The sequence below is a fragment of the Tsukamurella asaccharolytica genome (assembly GCF_007858435.1).
Taxonomy (GTDB): Bacteria; Actinomycetota; Actinomycetes; order Mycobacteriales; family Mycobacteriaceae; genus Tsukamurella; species Tsukamurella asaccharolytica.
In genome coordinates, this window is sequence record NZ_VIGW01000002.1 from 525,862 (window position 1) to 543,888 (window position 18,027).

Here is an 18,027-nt window from a genome sequence, read left to right on the forward strand (position 1 = left end):
TGTTGCGATCCTCGTCGCACTGGTTCACCCCGATTCCGCGAGGTGACGGCGTCTAGACTCGCGGGGTGCCCGAACCGTCCGACGCTGTCCGCACCGCCCGCACCACGGCCCGGACCGCCGCGCTCACCGGCGTTCTCGGGGTACTGTTCGCGCTGCTCACCCCCTTCATGCCGGTCCAGCAGTCGACCGCGGCGCTGGACTGGCCGCAGCGCGGCTCGCTCGAGGCCGTCACGGCTCCGCTGCTGTCCTACGTCCCCGATCGGGTCGACGTCGCCGTCCCCTGTTCCGCCGTCAACGAACTTCCCGGGGGCTCGGGGACCCTGGTCGCGACGGGGCCGGTCGGCTCGCCCGAGACCGTCCGACGGGGCATGACCATCGGCGTCAACACGCTCCCCGACCAGCGCCGCGTGCTGGAGGTGGTCGTCCGAAACACCCCGCTGCTCAGCGTCGATGTGGCGGCCCTCGCCGCCCCCGGCTGCGGCGCGATCGTCTTCTCGGGCGATGCGAAGACCGTGCAGGCCGAAGTCAGGGGTGTCACCGGCCCCGACGGCAAAGCCCTCGCCGGGGGGAAGGACAACGGCTTCGACTACCGGCCCCAGGTCGTCGGAGTGTTCACAGACCTGCACGGCGCAGTCACGGACAGCACGAGGATGCAGTTCCGTGCGAGCGTCGACACCCGGTACTCGACCGTGCCTGCCGCCTCCCGGTGGGTCGTCATCGTCCTCGCCCTCGCGCTGATCCTGGCGAGCCTCGTCGCGCTGCACCGGCTCGACGTCGCGGCCGACGGCCGGCGGCACCGTCGGCTCCTGCCCGCGGGCTGGTGGCGCCCGACCAAGCTCGACAGCACCGTCATCGCGCTGCTGGTGACCTGGCACGTGATCGGCGCGAACACCTCCGACGACGGCTACATCCTCACGATGGCGCGCACTGCGGAGGCCGCGGGCTACACCGCGAACTACTACCGCTGGTACGGCGCGCCCGAGACTCCGTTCGGCTGGTACTACCAGGCCTTCGCGTGGCTCTCGCACCTCTCGACCGCCAGCCCGTGGGTGCGGCTGCCCGCCCTGATCTGCGGCATCGCGACGTGGCTCATCATCAGCCGGGAGGTGGTGCCCCGGCTCGGCCGCGCGGCGCGCTCACGGTTCGCGCTCTGGGCCGCGGCAGGCGTGTTCCTGGTCTACTGGTTCGCCTTCAACAACGGCCTGCGCCCCGAGCCCGTGATCGCGTTGGGCGCGCTGCTCACCTGGTGCTCGGTGGAGCGCGCCATCGCGACGGGGCGGGTCCTGCCCTTCGCGGCCGCGGCGATCTTCGCGGGGTGGACTGTGGCCGCCGGGCCGACGGGCATCATGACGGTCGCCGCGCTCCTCGCGGGGGTGCGGCCGGTGGGCCGGCGGATCCTGGCCCGGGCCCGCTCGAGCCCCGTCGGTTCCCGGCTGACGGTCGCCGCGTACGTCGCTCCCGTGCTGGCCGCCGGAGTGCTGCTGGTGCCGATCATCTTCTCCAAACTGACCGCGTCGGCGTTCGTGCAGAAGACGCTCATGCAGTCCGACGTGGGCACCGTCGTCGACACCAAGAAGTGGTACAACGAGATCGACCGGTACTCGGCTCTCTTCACGTTCACGGCCGACGGCGGCGTCGCCCGACGGTTCGCGGTCATCATCACCCTCGCCTGCCTGCTGTTCGCGGGCGCGGCACTGCTGCGCAAGGGCCGGATCCCCGGCGCGAGCCTCGGCCCCAGCCTGCGCCTCGTGGCCGTCACCCTCGGCGGGCTGCTGCTGCTCATGTTCACGCCCACCAAGTGGACCCACCAGTTCGGCGCGTTCGCGGGCCTCGCCGGCGCGCTGGCGGCCCTCGCGGCGATCGTCCTGGCCCCGGCCGCGCTGCGCAGCGCCCGCAACCGTGCCCTCAGCGCCGCGGTGGTCCTGCTGGTCCTCGGATTGTCGTTCAGCGGCCCGAACGGCTGGTGGTACGCCAGCAACTTCGGCGTCCCGTGGGGCGAGTCGTCGGTGCTGGCCCTGGGCACGGTGTTCTTCGTCGGTGCCGGCATCGCGCTGCTGGTCGCGGGCTGGCTGCACTTCCACGAGCCGGATCCGGCTCCCGTTCCGGCCCGGGCGAAGCGGCTCGCCGACGCCGTCGGCCGGCAGTCGTCGATCACGTGGGCCGCCTGGGCGGTGGTGCTCCTGTGCATCGGTTCGATGCTGGCGACGACCGGCATCACCCAGTTCTCATCCTTCTCCAACGGCAAGGCGAACCTGCGCGCGCTCGGCGGCCAGGGCTGCAACCTGGCCGACTACGTGCTCACCGAGCCGGACCCCACGTCGGGCCTGCTCGTGCCGCTCGACGGGAACGTCCGCGACGGCCTCGCGGGGCCGGGCACCACCGGGGTCTCGCCCGACGGGGTGCCCACGATCATCAACGCCACCACCAGCTCGAACACCGACGACTCGAGCACGTCGCTGGACGCGATGGCTCGGCTGCCCCAGGACACCACGTCGGGCCTGACGTCGACGGCCGGGATCAACGGCTCGCGCATGCGCCTGCCCTACGGATTGGACCCGGCGCGCACCCCGGTGCTCGGCTCGTACTCGCAGGAGGCGCAGATCAAGGCGCAGGTGGTCTCGAAGTGGTACCCGCTGCCCGCGAAGGCCGCGGACCGTTCGCTCATCACGCTGTCGGCCGCCGGCAGGTTCACCGACGACGAGCTCTACCTCGAGTACTCCACCGACGCGCCGTCCGCCGGCGCGGAGCCGAGCGTCGCGGGCAAGAAATCCTTCATCGACATCGGCCCGAAGCCGGCCTGGCGCAACCTGCGCCTGCCGCGCACCGACCTGCCCGCCGACGCCACAGCGATCCGCGTGGTCGCGATCGACGACGACCTGGCGATCGACCACTGGCTGGCGGTGACCCCGCCGCGGGTGTCGAAGCTGGTGACGGCGCAGGAGCTGATCGGTTCCACCGAGCCCGTCCTGCTCGACTGGACGTCGGGCCTGGCCTTCCCCTGCCAGCGGCCGTTCGGCCACAGCAACGGCGTCGCCGAGGTGCCGCAGTGGCGCATCACGCCCGACCAGAACCTCGCTCCGGTGACCACCGAGTGGGAGGGCATCCTGGGCGGCGGCCCGCTGGGCTGGACGCAGATGCTACTGCAGCAGGAGAAGATCCCCGGCTACCTCCGGGGCGACCTCGGGCAGGACTTCGGCGACGTGATGCGACTCGTGCCGTACTCCCAGGCCCGTGCGGCGGATCTCACACTCGGCACGCGCACCGTCTGGGGAACGCACGTCGAGGCGCCGATCCGCAAGGACCGGACCGATTCCTGACGGGGTTTCCCGACCTGCGTGGTCACCCGGACTGAGAATCCCGTAAGCGATCCCGACTTCCCCGGACGGGGAATCGGTTCTCGCAGCTGACTCGCATAGCATGAGCATCCGTGTCCGTGCCTACGTCCCGCTCCGAGTCGGAGCCCGGCCCGCAGCGGCGAGCCGCTACCACAGCTCCGCCGCGAGCCGCCGGCATCGCCCGCCTCGTCGCGGTCGTCGCCGGTGCCGTCGGCCTCCTGCTCTGCCTGCTGACCCCGCTGCTGCCCGTGCAGCAGACCACCGCCGCGCTCGACTGGCCGCAGCTGCGGCCGGGGGCCGAGAGCGCGGAGGTCACGGCCTCCCTCGTCGCGCAGTCGCCGGCCGACCTCACGGCGACGGTGCCGTGCTCGGCGATCACTCGCGCCGCCGCCTCCGGAGGCACGGTCCTCTCGACGCTGCCCGCGGGCACGGGTGCGGCCCGGGAACTGGGCCTGAGCGTCACCGTCGGAGCACCGGGACCGGGCCAGGCCGTCACGGTGGCCTCGCGCAACACCGTCATCGCCGCGGCGCCGGTGGACCGGCTGCGCGGCTGCTCTCAGCTGCGGGTGTGGTCGAACGCCGCCGAGGTGGCCGCCCGATTCGAGGGCATCGACGTGGCCGGGTCCATCCCCACGGAGAATCGGCCGGTGGTGGGCGGCGTCTTCACCTCCCTGAAGGCCGCCGACGTGGCGGCCGCGGGCCCGGGCCTACGCCTGCGCGCCGACCTCGACACCCGTTTCGAGCTGTCCCCGTCCCCGCTCAAGGCCGCCGCGATGGGCATCGGCCTGCTCAGTGTTCTCGCCTCGCTCGTCGCGCTGTGGCTGCTGGACCGACACTTCGGCCACCACCGCCGGGCGCCGCACCGCAGCATCGGGCAGCTCCTGCGTCCCCGGCCCGTCGACGTGGCCGTCCTCGGCGGTCTCGCGCTGTGGACCGTGCTCGGCGCGGGCAGCTCCGACGACGGCTACATCCTCTCGATGGGCAAGGTCGCGTCCGAGGCCGGCTACACGGCCAACTACTACCGCTTCTTCGGCGCCCCCGAGGCCCCGTTCGACTGGTACTACAGCCTCCTCTCGCACTGGGGCTCGATCAGCGCCAACGCGATCTGGATGCGACTGCCCATGCTCGCCGCGGGCGTCGTGACGTGGCTGCTGCTCAGCCGCGTGCTGCTGCCCCGCCTCGGGCCGGGCGTCCGTCGCTACCCGCTGGCCGTGTGGGCCGCGGGCGCGATGCTGCTGGCCTTCTGGTTCCCGCTGGCCTCGGGCCTGCGCTCGGAGCCGATCATCGTGCTGGGCACGATCGTCACGTGGGCGGCCGTCGAGCGCGCGGTCGCCACGCATCGCGCGCTGCCCGCGGCGGTGGCCGCGATGGCCGCGGGCCTGACCTTGGGCCTCGCCCCGCAGGGCGTGATCGCGGCGGCGCTGCTGCTGGCCTCGTCGGCGGCGGTGCTCCGCGTGCTGGTCGCGCGCCGCCGCGAGGCCGGGCTGGCCGCCCTGGTGCTACCGGTCCTGGCCGCGGCCGCGGTGATCGTGCCGATCGCCTTCCGCGACCAGTCGCTGGCGTCCGTCGCCGAGGCCATCCGGATCCGCCTCGAGGTGGGCCCCGCGGCGCCGTGGACGCAGGAGTACCTGCGCTTCTTCTTCCTCACGGTCGAGACGACCGACGGCTCGCTGGTCCGCCGCGTACCGGTCTACCTGTTCGTCATGTGCCTGTTCGTGGCGCTGTTCGTCATGCTCCGCAGCCGTCGCATCCCGCGCATCGCGCCGGGGCCGGTGTGGCGCCTCGTGGGTGCCGTCTTCATCGCCGCGGCCCTCCTCTCGCTCACGCCCACCAAGTGGACGGTGCACTTCGGGGTGTACGCGGGACTCGCCGCCGCGCTGGCCGCGGTGACGACGGTGGCGGTGGTCGAGGCCGCGCGCACGTCGATCCGGAACTTCACCTTCTTCCTGTGCGGCATGCTGTTCGCGCTGGCCGCCGCCTTCGCGGGCTTCAACCTGTGGTCCTGGCCCTACCTGTGGGGGGTGCCGTGGTTCGACCGGCAGCCCGAGGTCGTCGGGATCACCTTCAGTAAGGCCTTCCTGGTGCTGGCCGGCCTTGCCGGGGCGCTGGCCGCGTGGCAGCACTTCCGCATCGATTTCCGTGGCCGCGGCGAGGGCGGCCTCGTCGAGGACGGCACCGTCGACGACACGGCCCTGGAGGACACGCAGCTGGCCAGCCACACACGGGCCGACCGGGATCAGGCCCTGCGCAGTCGGCGCAGGCTGCAGCTGGCCTCGCTGCCGCTGGTCGTGGTCCTGGGCTTGCTGGTGCTCGGCGAGGGCGCGATCTTCGCGAAGGCGTACGTCTCGAATCCGGCGACGTACACCGTGGCCAAGGGCAACCTGGACGCGCTGCGCGGCACGAGCTGCGGCATGGCGCGCTCGGTGCTCGTGGAGACCGACCCCAACGCCGACATGCTGACCTCGGCCGAGGGTCGCGCGACCGCGCAGGCGCTGGTCGGTCCCGGCTCGACGGGATTCACCCCCGACGGCATCCCGGACGAGTTGAAGCCCCTCGCGATCAGCTCGGCGCCCGGCCAGATCAACATGGCCTCCCCGATCACCTCGCCGTTCACGTCCACGGCGGCGACGGCGGGCACCGGCGGCGGCACCGGGCCGCGCACCGTCAACGGCAGCACCGCCGCCCTGCCCTTCGGGCTGGATCCGGCGCGCACCCCCGTCGTCGGCTCGTACGGCCAGAACACGGTGCCCGCGGAGCTGTTCAGCGACTGGTACGGGCTCCCGCCACGGTCCGCCGACCGCCCGCTGGTGGCCTTCGCCGCGTCGGGCGCGATCGCCTCCGTGGGCCCCACCGGCAAGAAGGAGTACGGCCAGCCCGTGACGCTGGAGTGGGCCGAGCGCCGCGCCGACGGCTCGATCGGCGCCCGCGGCGTCATCGACCCGATCGACCCGGGTCCGAACAAGCCCTGGCGCAACCTGCGGGTGCCGATGGACGCGATCCCGCCGGTCGCGAACGTGGTGCGCATCCACGTGCGCGATCCGAACCTGGGCGCCCAGCAGTGGGTCGGCGTGACGCCGCCCCGCGTCCCCCGCCTGCGGACCCTGCAGGAGGTCGTCGGCGAGACGGATCCCGTGCTGCTCGACCTGCTGGTGGGCCAGCAGTTCCCGTGCCAGCGCCCGATGGCCATTCGCAACGGCACCTACGAGGTCCCGAAGTGGCGCATCCTGCCCACCCGCAAGGACGCGCTCTCCACCTCGGGGACGTGGCAGGCGCGCGAGGCCGGCGGCCTCCTGACGGTGCCGGACACCCTGCTGCGGACCACGACGCTGCCCACGTACATGGCCGGGGACCTCACCCGGGACTGGGGCGAGCTGCAGCAGTACACGCCCCTCGCCGACGACGCCCGCGCGGCGGACCTGACGGTCGGTGTCCAGACGCGGTCGGGGTGGTGGCGCCAGGGCCCGATCCGCGCGCTGACCGACCAGACCGTGAGGAACTAGGAATCGATGATGAGCAGCGAGAACTCGACCGCACCCGCGACGGTGCCGCCGGAGCAGCGCTACGGGAAGTGGCGGATCGTCGCGGCCGTGGCGGGCCTGCTGGGCTTCTTCTTGGCGATCCTCACGCCGTTCCTGCCCGTCAAGGAGACCACCACCGCGCTGAACTGGCCGCAGAACGGCCGGGTCTCGAACGTCGAGGCACCGCTCGTCTCGTACGCCCCGATCCGGCTCGACGTCTCGCTGCCGTGCACGGTGGTCGACGGGTTGCCCGCGGCCGGCGGCACCCTGCTGCGCACGCTGCCCGAGGACGGACCGCGCCCGGGCCTGCAGGGGCTGGTGATCCGCGCGGACGCGCAGAACGTCATCATCGCCGACCGCGACGTCGCTCTGGCGACGGCCAACCGCGCCGACGTGGCCCGCGCCGGTGCGGGCTGCGCCATCCGCTTCGTCTCGACCCCGGAGACGACGACGGCGGAGTTCACCGGCATGCCGGAGGGCGCGCAGACTTCGAACCAGCTGTCGAACACGGTGGCCGACCCCAACCTGCGGCCGCAGATCGCGGGCTTCTACACCGATCTGCCCGCGTCGACCCCCGTCGCCGGGATCGACGTCTCGACCCAGGTGGACACCCGGTTCATCACCTCGCCGTCGACGATCAAGCTGATCGCGATCATCGTGGGCATCGCCTCGACGATCCTCGCGCTGGTCGCGCTGGGCTTCGTGGACATGCGCGACGGCCGCGGACACATCCGATTCATGCCGCAGGGCTGGCTGCGCCCGCGCCCGGTGGACTTCACGGTGATCGGCGTGCTGGGGATCTGGTGGCTGATCGGGCCCAATACGTCCGACGACGGCTACCAGATCACGATGGCCACGCAGACGAAGTACAGCGGCTACCTGATCAACTACTTCCGCAGCTTCGGCGTGCCGGAGAACCCGGTCGGCTGGAACGACTACCTGTTCACCGCGATTTCGCACTTCACGACCGCGGCGCCCGCGATGCGCGTGCCCGGCCTGGTCTTCGGCCTGCTCACCTGGCTGATCATCTCCCGCGAGATGATCCCCCGGCTGGGCCGTGCGGTACGCAACAACCCCGCCGCGCTGTGGGCCGCCGCGGGCGGCTTCCTGCTGATCTGGCTGCCGCTCAACAACGGCCTGCGGCCCGAGCCCGCCGTGGTCTTCTTCTCGCTGCTCACCTGGGTCTCCGTGGAGCGCGCGATCGCGACGGGACGCATGTTGCCCGTGGCGATCGCCGTCCCGTGCGCCGCGCTCTGCGTGGGCGCCGCGCCCGGCGGCCTCATCGCCGTCGCCGCGCTGCTGGCGGCGTCGCGCCAGATCATCACGCGCATCGTCAAGCGCCGCCGGCGCGACGGGCTGCTGCCGTTGATCGCTCCGATCCTGGCCTCGGGCATGGCCTATCTCTTCTACGCCTTCTTCACCCCCACCGCGGCGTCCCTCCTCGAGGCGATCACGGTCAAGGGCGTCACCGGTCCCACCCTGAACTGGTACGAGGAGGGCGTCCGCTACTACTACCTGATGCTCGAGACCGAGGACGGCTCCGCCGTGCGGCGCATCGGCGTGCTCACCGCCTTCCTCTGCCTGCTGACGGTGCTGACCTTCATGCTCCGCCGCAAGCGTCCCGCGGGCATCGCTGCGGGCCCCGTCTGGCGCCTCATGGCAGTCTTCTTCGCCACCGTGGTGCTGCTGGCCTTCACCCCGACCAAGTGGACCCACCACCTGGGCCTGTTCGCCGGTTACGCCGCGGGCATCGCCGCCGTGGCCGCGACGCTGACGATGGCCCCGATGATGCGCTCCAAGCGCAACCGCGTCTTCTTCGCCGCCGCGGCCCTGTTCATCGCCGCGATCTCCTTCGCGGCGCGCGTCGGCTACTACTGGGTGGGCACCTACGGCATCCCGTGGAACACCATGCCGCCGCAGCTCTTCGGGATCGAGTTCTCCTGGGTGCTGTTCTTCGCCTCCGTGCTCACGGCCCTCTACGGTCTGTGGCTGCACTACCGGCGCGACTACGCCCCCGAGCCGACGAAGACCCGCGGTCGCACGCTCCCGACGCTGGCCATCCTCACCATGCTCATGGTTCTGTTCGACGTGGGCACGATGGCCAAGGGCGCCTACGCGCAGCGCGGCAGCTTCTCGTGGACCGCATCGAACGTCCGTGCCCTGCAGGGCGACACGTGCTCGATGGCGAACTACGTGCTGATGGAGACCGACCCGAACGCGGGGCAGCTGCGGCCCGCGCCCCGGCCGGACGGTTCCGTACCGAGCGCCGCGCAGGCCCTGGCCGGGAGGTCGACGGGCTTCTCCCCCACCGGGATCCCCGGCTGGCTGTCTCCGGTGAAGTCGAACCCGGGCCACAACACCGACGTCACGAACACCGACGTACCGGAGACGGTGGGCGGAAAGCGTAACCCCGACCCGAAGACCGACGGCGTGCCGCTGCCCTTCGGCCTGAACCCGGCGACCACCCCGGTGCTGGGGTCGTCCGGCGCGACGGGCCTGGCGAACCTCACCACGGACTGGTACACGCTCGGCGCGATCGACGAGTCGACCCCGCTGGTGACCCTGTCCGTCGGGGGCCCGGTGGCGGCCACCGGCCTCAACGGGGTCCCGCGCGAGGGCCGCACGCTGTTCCTCGAGGCCGGGCGCCGGTCCGCGGACGGGGCGGTACAGCCGCTCGGCCGGCTGGTTCCGATCGACGCGTGGAACAACAACAACTGGCGCAACCTGCGCTTCCCGACGGCCGACCTGCCGCGCGGCACGAACACCGTGCGCGTGGTGATCGACGACAAGGTCCCCTCGCCCGACCCCGTCGTCGTGACCCCGCCGAGGATGACGCCCATGAGGACGCTGCAGGAGTCCCTCGGCCGCGACACGGTGGTCGCGCTGGACTTCATGGTGGCCTTCGCCTTCCCGTGCCAGCGTCAGGTGCGCGCCGTCAACGGTCTCTTCGAGCGGCCCGAGTACCGGATCTCGCCCGACTACATGGCGACCGTGCTCACCTCGAACACGTGGCAGGGCTGGAAGACCGGCGGCCCGCTCGGCGTGACCGACGCGCTCTACCACGAGCAGATCGTGCCCACCTACCTCAAGGGCAAGTGGGCGATGGACTGGGGCACGCTGACCAGGTTCACGCCGTGGACTGCGGCGGAGCCGGCGCAACTGGAGCTGGGCACCGCCACCCGCTCGGGCTGGTACACGCCGGGGCCGATGCGCTCCGCCCCGTACTGATCCCGCCGCCGGGCCCGCCGCGGGCGTACCGTCGAAGTATGGAACCGGTCATCCGGCATCGCATCGAGGACGTCACGCGGCGCACGCTGTGGGCGTCGTTCGGGGTGCTGGCGCGCGCCTTCGCCGACGATCCCGTGATCCGGTGGGTCCAGCCCTCCCCGCGGCTCGACCGCGTCACCTTCGCGGGCATCCACCTGGCCTCGCACGGGGCGCCGGGGGCGAGCCACCTCCTGTTCGACGGTGCCGAGCCCGTCGCCGCGGCGTCCTGGAACCCGCCGGGCCACGCGCCGCACCCGCTGCGGCCGTTCGCCGCGCTGCCGCTGCTGGCCGCGGGGATCGGCACCGGGCTCGGGCGGGGAGCCGCCCTGGTGACCGCGCTCGAGGAACGCCGGCCCACGGAGCCGCACTGGTACCTCGCCACGATCGGGTCGGCCGTTCCCGGCCGCGGCTTCGGCTCGGCGTTGCTGCGCTACGGCCTCGAGCGGGTCACCGGCATGGCCTACCTCGAGTCGAGCAACCCCCGCAACGTGCCCCTGTACCAGCGGTTCGGGTTCGAGCCGTTGGCACCGATCCTGCTGCCGGACGGCCCCGAGCTCATCCCGATGCTCCGGCCCGCGCGCTGAACCTCCCGGTCTACCGGGAGGCGCCGTCCTGCGGATCGATTTCGATCGGCCCGGAGTGATCGGCGTCGTAGACCTCGACGGTGACCAGCTCGCCCGTGTGGTGCGGGTGGTACAGGTCATCCGGGACCTCGCCGTCGGAGTAGACGGGCAGGTCCTGCGAGGGCAGCACGTCGGTGCTGTCGTCGGTCACCGCGAGCGTGTTCGCGTGCCAGCGCAGGCGCTCTCCGAGCTCGTCGCGGTGCGCCCGCTCGGCGACGATGAGCGGATCGTGCCACAGGTCCATCATCAGGCCCACGCACATGCCGACCATCACCACGAGGAAGGGCACCGCCGCGATGATCGCCATCTGTTTGATTCCGGTCAGCGCGTCGTCGCCGCTCACCCAGAGCAGCAGCGCCGCAACGGTCCCGGTGAGCACGCCCCAGAAGACCGTGACCAGCCGGTTGGGCTCCTCGGCGCCGCGCTGGGACAGTGTGCCCATCACGATGGACGCGGAGTCGGCGCCGGAGACGAAGAAGATGCCGACCAGCAGCACCACCAGGAACGTGGTGATCGTGGACCACGGCAGGTTACCGAGGACGTCGAAGAGCATGACCTCCTCGTTCTCGGCCTTGCTGATGCCGAGGCCCGCCTGTTCCTGGTTGATCGCGGTGCCGCCGAAGACGGAGAACCACACCAGCGACACCAAGGTGGGCACGGCCATGACGCCGATCACGAACTCGCGGATGGTGCGGCCGCGCGAGATCTTCGCGAGGAACAGGCCCACGAAGGGAGTCCAGCTGACCCACCACGCCCAGTAGAAGATGGTCCACGAGGCCAGCCACTTGCCCGCCTCCGGCTCGTTCGCGGCGGAGCGGGCGGACATGTCCATGAAGTCGGCGGCGTACGCACCCATCGACGTGGGCAGCAGGTTCAGGATGAACACGGTCGGGCCGACCACGAAGACGAAGACCGCGAGCACCAGTGCGAGCACCATGTTGATGTTCGAGAGCCACTGGATGCCCTTCGCGACGCCGGAGACCGCGGAGGCGACGAAGGCCAGCGTCAGGAGCGCGATGATGGCGACGAGCAACAGCTTGCTGGAGCCGTCCTGGGCCCAGCCCAGCCGCTCCAGGCCCGCCCCGACCTGCGCGGCGCCGAGGCCCAGCGAGGCGGTGGTGCCGAACAGCGTGGCGAAGATGGCCAGGATGTCGATGATGCGGCCGCCCACGCCGTGCCCGCCGGTGCGGTTGAAGATGGGCGCGAAGACGGAGCTGATCAGCTGGCTGCGCCCGCACCGATAGGTGCTGTACGCGATGGCCAGGCCGACCACGGCGTAGATCGCCCACGGGTGGAACCCCCAGTGGAACATCGTGGTCGCCATCGCGACCGCCACGTCGTGGCTGTTCATGCCGGGAGGAGCGCCCACGAAGTGGTAGATCGGCTCGGCGGCCCCGAAGAACATCAGGCCGATCCCCATGCCCGCGCTGAACATCATCGCGATCCAGGACACGGTCTTGAACTCGGGTCGCTCCCCGTCACGCCCCAGCGGGATACGACCGAACCGGGAGAAGGCCAGGAACGCCGCGAAGAGAACGAAAAGACTGGCTGAGATGATGAACAGCCACCCCAGATCGGTGATGATCCAATCGAGCACCTCGGACGTCGTCGTCTTCAACCCGTCCGGATCCAGGAAACCCCAGAGGACGAACGCCAGGACCGCGACGGCCGTCACACCGAAGACGACCCAGTCGGTCGTCCGGCGATGGTCTTCTGGCCTATTAGTTGCAGTAGCCATGATGCAACTAGATCACAGGGGCTATGGCACCGGTCAAATCTCCGGCGAACTCCCCCGCGCCCCCGCACCACGCACGGGGCAGCACGACCTGCAGGTTCGTGCGCTGCGACGATGCTCCGCCGATCAGGCCGAGGGCACCACCGAACGGATCCAGCCCTCGAGGCCGCGCGGGTTACGGGTCTGCAGCAGCACCCGGCCCGGACCGGTGAATTCGAAGACCATTCCCTCGCCGGACTTCATCGACTGGATCCACTTCCCCTGCACCGCGCGGCGCATCGAGAACTGCATGTTCAGGTCGTAGGCCACCACGTGGCCGGTGTCGATCACCACCTGCTCGCCGGGGCGCAGGTCGATCACGTCGATCGCGCCGTAGCAGGCGACGAGCACCTCGCCCTGGCCCGCGGCCTGAAGACCGAACGCGCCCTCGCCGCCGAAGAAGGTCTTCGCGCCGCCGAACTGGGTGGTGGTCTGCACTCCGTGGGAGCTGGCCAGCCAGCCGCCCCGGGTCACGTAGTACGGCCGGTCGGGCTGGATCTGCAGGACCGCGACATCGCCCGGGAGCGTGCCCGCGACGTCCACCCAGCCGCCCTGCTGGGGAGCGGTGAAGGTGGAGACGAAGAAGGACTCCCCCGAGAGCAGGCTGCGCTTGAGGCCCTGCATGATGCCGCCCTGGGCCTGCGACTGCAGGTTCATCCCGGCCGAGTGGGCGACCATCGCGCCCGACTCGACGGTCATCGGCTCGTTCGGTGCCAGCTGACACCGGGCCATGGTGAACGACGGGTTGTGACGGAGCTGTACCTGCATGCCGCCAATCTAGCCGAATGCGATCAGTCGGCGCCGGGTCCGACGGCCGCGGCTGCCAGGGCCTTGTACCCGCCCGCGAGGTCGGCGGCGCGGTGCAGCCCGATGTCGCGCAGGGCCGCCGCGGCGAGGGAGCTGGAGTAGCCCTCCTGGCACATCACGATCCACCGCACGTCCCAGCCGGTGGCCTCCGCGATCCGTGCGTCGGACGACGGGTCGAGCCGCCACTCGAGCACGTTCCGCTCGATGATCAGGGCGCCGTCGAGCTCGCCCTCAGCTTCACGCTGCGCCGCGGGCCGCGTGTCGACGATGATCGCGCCGGCGTCGAGCTCGGCGCGCAGGTCCGCGGCCTCGACGCGGTCGATGCGGTCGCGCGCGCTCGCGAGGAGCTCGTCGATCCCGCGCCCGCCGGTGGGACCCTCGGGTTCGTCGGTCAGTTCGCTGCGCACCCTGCGGAGCCTACCGCCGGGTGTCACCTCGTAGTAGGACATCGCGGTGAGCGGCGGGGAGTAGGCGTGCACCGAGAGGGTGGGCGTGGCGGCCTCGCCGGTCGCCGCGTCGTGCGCGTCGGCGTGCCGGGTCACGTCGTGCACCCATCCGCGGTCGAAGGCCGCCTGGCCTCCGGCGTCGATCCGGCGCTCCCGCAGGGCCTCCCCGTCCCAGCTGCGTTCCGCCAGCGCACCGGAGACCACGGTGAGCGCGCCCAGCGAGCCGGCGTGATCGTGCAGCTCCGTCGAGCGCGCGGGCACCCAGCTGATCAGCCAGACGTCCACATCGTCGTCGCCCCACAGCCGGGTCGACCACCGCTCACCGACCGGCCACTCGGTGGGGATCACCCGGTCGTACTCGCCGGCACACACCTTCGCGGCCTCGGTCGCGGTGAGCGCCAGCAGGTCCGGTGCGGTATCGGTCATGCATTTCAGTGTCGGACGGTGACCGCCCCGGATGAACCCTTCCGCTCACCGCGACCGAAAGCGCCCCGCGGGGCGGGCGGTCAGCGGACGAGTCCCACTTCCTTGAGCCAGGTGGCGGCCACGTCGGCGGGATCGCGTCCCTCGATGTCGATCTCGCCGTTGAGCTCCTGCATGGTCTCGTTGGTCAGCAGGCGGCTGACCTTCCCCAGTACCTCCCTGATCGCCGGGTACTTCGCCAGCGCGTCCGCGCGGACCTCCGGCACACCGTCGTAGGGCAGGAAGAACTTCCGGTCGTCCTCCAGCAGTTGCAGGCCGAGCTTGCGGATGCGGCCGTCGGTCGCGTAGACGTCTCCGGCGAGGCAGGTGCCGCCGGAGATCGCCGAGTAGATGACGCCCGCGTCCATCGTGGTGACGGTGTTCGCCGGGGTGCCGCTGCCGAGGGGCACCTCGTACTTCTCGAGCAGTCGGCCGAGGCCGTCGGGGCGCGACTGGAACTCGGGATCCACGCACAGCGACCGCTGCGCCGGCGGCAGCCGGAACAGATCGCTCAGGGTGTTCAGGTTCAGCTGCGCCTTCTGCGCGGGGGTCACCGCGAAGGCGTAGGTGTTGTTGAACGGTGCGGGATCGAGCACCTCGATCCCTTCGGCCCGCTCCGCCTCGCGCACGCGGGCCAGCAGAGCGGCGGAGTCGCTGATGGTCTCGGTCTGCTTGTGGTAGCTGACCCAGATGGTGCCGGTGTACTCCCAGGAGACGTCGGCCGCGCCGCTGGTCATCGCCTGCCGCGAGGACATCGAGCCGGGCGCGTTGGTGAGGTCGGTGATCTCGGCGCCCGCGGCCTGCAGCACCGTGGTGCTGATCTTGCCGAGCAGAATGCCCTCGGAGAAGGACTTCGACGTGACCGAGATCTTCGCGCCCGCCAGCGGGGTCTGTCCGTCCGCGGGTTCGGCGTGCACGAAGTGGCCCGACGAGCTCTCCAGCCCGCAGCCCGCAAGGACCAGCGACAGGGCCGCCAGCACCGGCAGCAGCGCGCGACGCACGCGCGTCCGCGCAGTCCGGCCCGCCCGCGTCATGCCGTCACCCCGCGCAGTCCACGCGGCGCCAGCAGGTACTCGGCGAGCCGGGCCAGCCAGTCGATGGCCAGTGCGAGCAGGGCGACCAGCAGCGCGCCGGAGAACAGCAGGGCCGGAAGGTACAGCGTGACGCCGGTGGTGATGAGCACGCCGAGTCCGCCGGCGCCGATGAAGGTGCCGAGGGTGGCGGTGCCGACGAGGATGACGAGGGCCGTGCGCACGCCGTGCAGGATCACCGGCACGGACAGCGGCAGCTCCACCCGAAGGAGCGTCTGGAAGGCCGAGAAGCCCTGACCGCGCGCGGCTTCGATCACGCGGTCGTCCACCTGGCGTAGGCCGGTCACGGTGTTCTGCAGGATCGGCAGCACCGCGTACACCACGAGCGCCGCGACGGCGGTGCGGAAGCCCGTGCCGAACCACATGGCGAACAGCACGACCATGCCGAGCACGGGCGCGGCCTGCCCGACGTTGGCGAGCCCGACGATGATCGGCGCGACGCGCGCGAATCGCTTGCGCGTGACCAGGATCCCCAGCGGAATGGCGATGAGCACGACGAGCACCGCGGAGACCACGGTCAGCTGGATGTGCTCCCACACCGACTGGCCGAGGGCCGACCACTGCAGCTGCACGGCCTCGGTCTCCGTGAAGTCCTGGGCGGCGTGCCAGATCAGGTACCCGACGAATCCGACGACGACGAGCAGGGGTTCGAGGATGAGATCGATCGGCACGCCACCGGCGAACCGGGGCGTGGGCCCGATGCGCGCCTCCTTCGGCGCCTCGGCCGCGGCGGTCACGACGGCGCCGCCCGGTAGGTGTCGGCGGCCTGCTCCGGATTCGCGATGGCCTGCCGTTCGCGAATCCGCTCCGCCACCTGTTCGATGGTGAGCGCGCCGATCACCTTGCCGCGCTGCGTGACCAGCACGCCGCCCTGGCTGGCGGCCAGCATCACGTCGAGCGCATCGGCGAGCGTCGCGGTGCGCTCGGTGACGGGCAGCCGCTGATCGACGTAGGTCGAGACGACGGGCTTGCTCAGCACCTCCGCCACCGACGGCCACGCGCGCGGCCGGTCGTCCTCGTCGACGACGACCACCCAGCTCAGCTTCGCCTCCTTGGCCCGCGCGGCGACCTCCTCCGAGGAGTCGCCGGGGCGGGCGAGCACGACGGGGGCGCTGGGGATCTCGCCGACGGAGCTGAGCGAGAGGTGCTTGAGGGTGGCGCCCGCTCCCACGAACTCCTCGACGAAGGCATTGGCCGGAGCCGTGAGGATCTCCTCGGGCGTGCCGAACTGCTCGATCTGGCCGCCCTCGGACAGGATCAGTACCCGGTCGCCGAGCTTGATCGCCTCGTCCACGTCGTGCGTGACGATCACGATGGTCTTGTGCAGCTCCTCCTGGATCGCGAGGAGCTGATCCTGCAGGCGCACGCGGGTGATCGGGTCGACGGCGCCGAAGGGCTCGTCCATGAGCAGGACCGGCGGGTCGGCCGCCAGTGCGCGGGCGACGCCGACACGCTGCTGCTGGCCGCCGGACATCTCCTTGGGGAACCGGTTGCGGAAGACGTCGGGGTCCAGCCCGACCAGTTCGAGGAGCTCGGTGACGCGGGCGCGGGAGCGCGCCTTGTCCCAGCCGAGGAGCCCCGGCACCGCGCCGATGTTCTTCTCGACGGTCCAGTGCGGGAACAGTCCGCCCGCCTGCACGACGTAGCCGATGCCCTGGCGGAGGTGGTCGGCGTCGGCCTTGGTGACGTCGGTCCCGTCGATGAGCACCCGGCCCGAGGTGGGTTCGATCAGCCGGTTGATCATCTTCATCGTGGTGGTCTTGCCGCAGCCCGAGGGCCCGACGATGGCCACCGTCTCGCCCGCGTCGATGGCGATCGACAGCTCCTTGACCGCCGGCTTGTCCTGCCCGCGGTAGCGCTTGATCACCTTCTCCAGCTCGATCGATACGCCGGTGGTTTGACTCATCGCAGTCCCTTCGAGACGGTGAAGCGGCCCAGGAGCACCAGCAGACCGTCGAGTACGAGCGCGACGGCCACCACGAGAACGGTGCCCACCAGCGCGGATTCGAGTGCCCCCGCGCCGCCGAGGCGGGAGAGGCCGGTGAAGATCAGGGAGCCCAGGCCCGGCCCGAGCACGTAGGCGACCACCGTCGCCACGCCCACCACCAGCTGCGTGCTCACGCGGATGCCGGTGAGGATCACGGGCCAGGCGTTCGGCAGCTCGACGGTGGCCAGCACCCGCCAGCGGGGCATACCCAGGCCGCGGGCCGCCTCGACCAGCGCCGGCGGCACCGCCTGTAGTCCGACGATCGCGCTGGTCAGGATCGGCAGGGTGGCGTAGAACGTGAGCATCGTGACCGACGGCGTCACCCCCAGCCCGAAGACGAGGAGCAGCAACGCGAGGAGCGCGAGGGACGGCACCGTCATACCGACCGAGGCGACGGCGGTGGCGAAGGCGGCACCGGCGCGGGAGCGATACACCAGGGCGGCGATGACCAGCGCGATCACCACCCCGATCACCACGCACTGGATCACCAACGACGCGTGTTGATAGGTGAGGAAGCCGAGCTGACCCCCACGACCGTCGAGGAATCTTCGGAGGTCCACGTGTCGAACCTACAGACGAAACAGGCCTTCGCGCGTGATTAGCGTCAGAGTGGGCCGAATCCTGGACGCGAAGCCAGGCGCAGGGAGACAGGCGAGGGCGCGGGACCGCTCTCCCCCTTCAATGTATAACGCACCCCGGGCCTTGCCGCAAGGCCCC

11 protein-coding genes and 1 pseudogene are annotated in these 18,027 nt (G+C 71.3%); 4 read left to right on the top strand and 8 right to left on the bottom strand.

The annotated features are described in order from the left end of the window. Nucleotides 1-65: 65 nt before the first annotated feature. The 4 genes from FK529_RS05980 to FK529_RS05995 all read left to right on the top strand — a co-directional run bounded on the left by FK529_RS05980 (nucleotide 66) and on the right by FK529_RS05995 (nucleotide 10,704). Complete coding sequence (locus tag FK529_RS05980) at nucleotides 66-3,317, top strand: arabinosyltransferase domain-containing protein (RefSeq protein ID WP_146560083.1); 3,252 nt, start codon at nucleotides 66-68, stop codon at nucleotides 3,315-3,317. 110 nt (nucleotides 3,318-3,427) lie between these two features. Continuing rightward, entirely contained in the window at nucleotides 3,428-6,835 is a 3,408-nt protein-coding gene (locus tag FK529_RS05985) for an arabinosyltransferase domain-containing protein (RefSeq protein WP_231702938.1), read from the top strand. A gap of 9 nt (nucleotides 6,836-6,844) precedes the next feature. Beyond that, nucleotides 6,845-10,081 carry an arabinosyltransferase domain-containing protein gene (locus FK529_RS05990; RefSeq protein ID WP_158635060.1) on the top strand — a complete coding sequence of 1,079 codons (3,237 nt, stop codon included), beginning with the start codon at nucleotides 6,845-6,847 and terminating at the stop codon, nucleotides 10,079-10,081. A 38-nt stretch (nucleotides 10,082-10,119) separates the two neighbouring features. Beyond that, a complete protein-coding gene (locus tag FK529_RS05995) occupies nucleotides 10,120-10,704 on the top strand; it encodes a GNAT family N-acetyltransferase (protein WP_146560085.1) in 585 nt (194 codons plus the stop codon). A gap of 10 nt (nucleotides 10,705-10,714) precedes the next feature. Here FK529_RS05995 and FK529_RS06000 read toward each other — a convergent pair whose 3' ends face one another. The 8 genes and pseudogenes from FK529_RS06000 to FK529_RS06030 form a co-directional block, all read right to left on the bottom strand. Beyond that, a complete protein-coding gene (locus FK529_RS06000) occupies nucleotides 10,715-12,481 on the bottom strand; it encodes a BCCT family transporter (protein WP_146560086.1) in 1,767 nt (588 codons plus the stop codon). 123 nt (nucleotides 12,482-12,604) lie between these two features. After that, a complete protein-coding gene (locus tag FK529_RS06005) occupies nucleotides 12,605-13,285 on the bottom strand; it encodes a TIGR00266 family protein (protein WP_146560087.1) in 681 nt (226 codons plus the stop codon). A 23-nt stretch (nucleotides 13,286-13,308) separates the two neighbouring features. Further along, complete coding sequence (locus FK529_RS20510; RefSeq protein ID WP_231702954.1) at nucleotides 13,309-13,719, bottom strand: rhodanese-like domain-containing protein; 411 nt, start codon at nucleotides 13,717-13,719, stop codon at nucleotides 13,309-13,311. Continuing rightward, nucleotides 13,699-14,196, bottom strand: a pseudogene (locus FK529_RS20515) (cupin domain-containing protein); the annotation flags it as partial. The pseudogene FK529_RS20515 and the gene FK529_RS20510, both read right to left, overlap by 21 nt. An 80-nt stretch (nucleotides 14,197-14,276) precedes the next feature. Beyond that, the gene (locus tag FK529_RS06015; protein ID WP_146560089.1) at nucleotides 14,277-15,266 is read right to left on the bottom strand and encodes a glycine betaine ABC transporter substrate-binding protein; all 990 of its coding nucleotides are present in this window, start codon (nucleotides 15,264-15,266) and stop codon (nucleotides 14,277-14,279) included. Beyond that, complete coding sequence (locus FK529_RS06020) at nucleotides 15,263-16,060, bottom strand: ABC transporter permease (RefSeq protein WP_146560090.1); 798 nt, start codon at nucleotides 16,058-16,060, stop codon at nucleotides 15,263-15,265. The genes FK529_RS06015 and FK529_RS06020 overlap by 4 nt, the downstream gene beginning before the upstream one ends. Continuing rightward, entirely contained in the window at nucleotides 16,057-17,229 is a 1,173-nt protein-coding gene (locus tag FK529_RS06025) for an ATP-binding cassette domain-containing protein (RefSeq protein WP_146560091.1), read from the bottom strand. Before FK529_RS06025 ends, FK529_RS06020 begins: the two co-directional genes overlap by 4 nt. Then, nucleotides 17,226-17,870 (bottom strand): ABC transporter permease, encoded by a 645-nt coding sequence (locus FK529_RS06030; RefSeq protein WP_146560092.1) that lies wholly within the window; start codon nucleotides 17,868-17,870, stop codon nucleotides 17,226-17,228. The genes FK529_RS06025 and FK529_RS06030 overlap by 4 nt, the downstream gene beginning before the upstream one ends. Nucleotides 17,871-18,027: the final 157 nt, after the last annotated feature.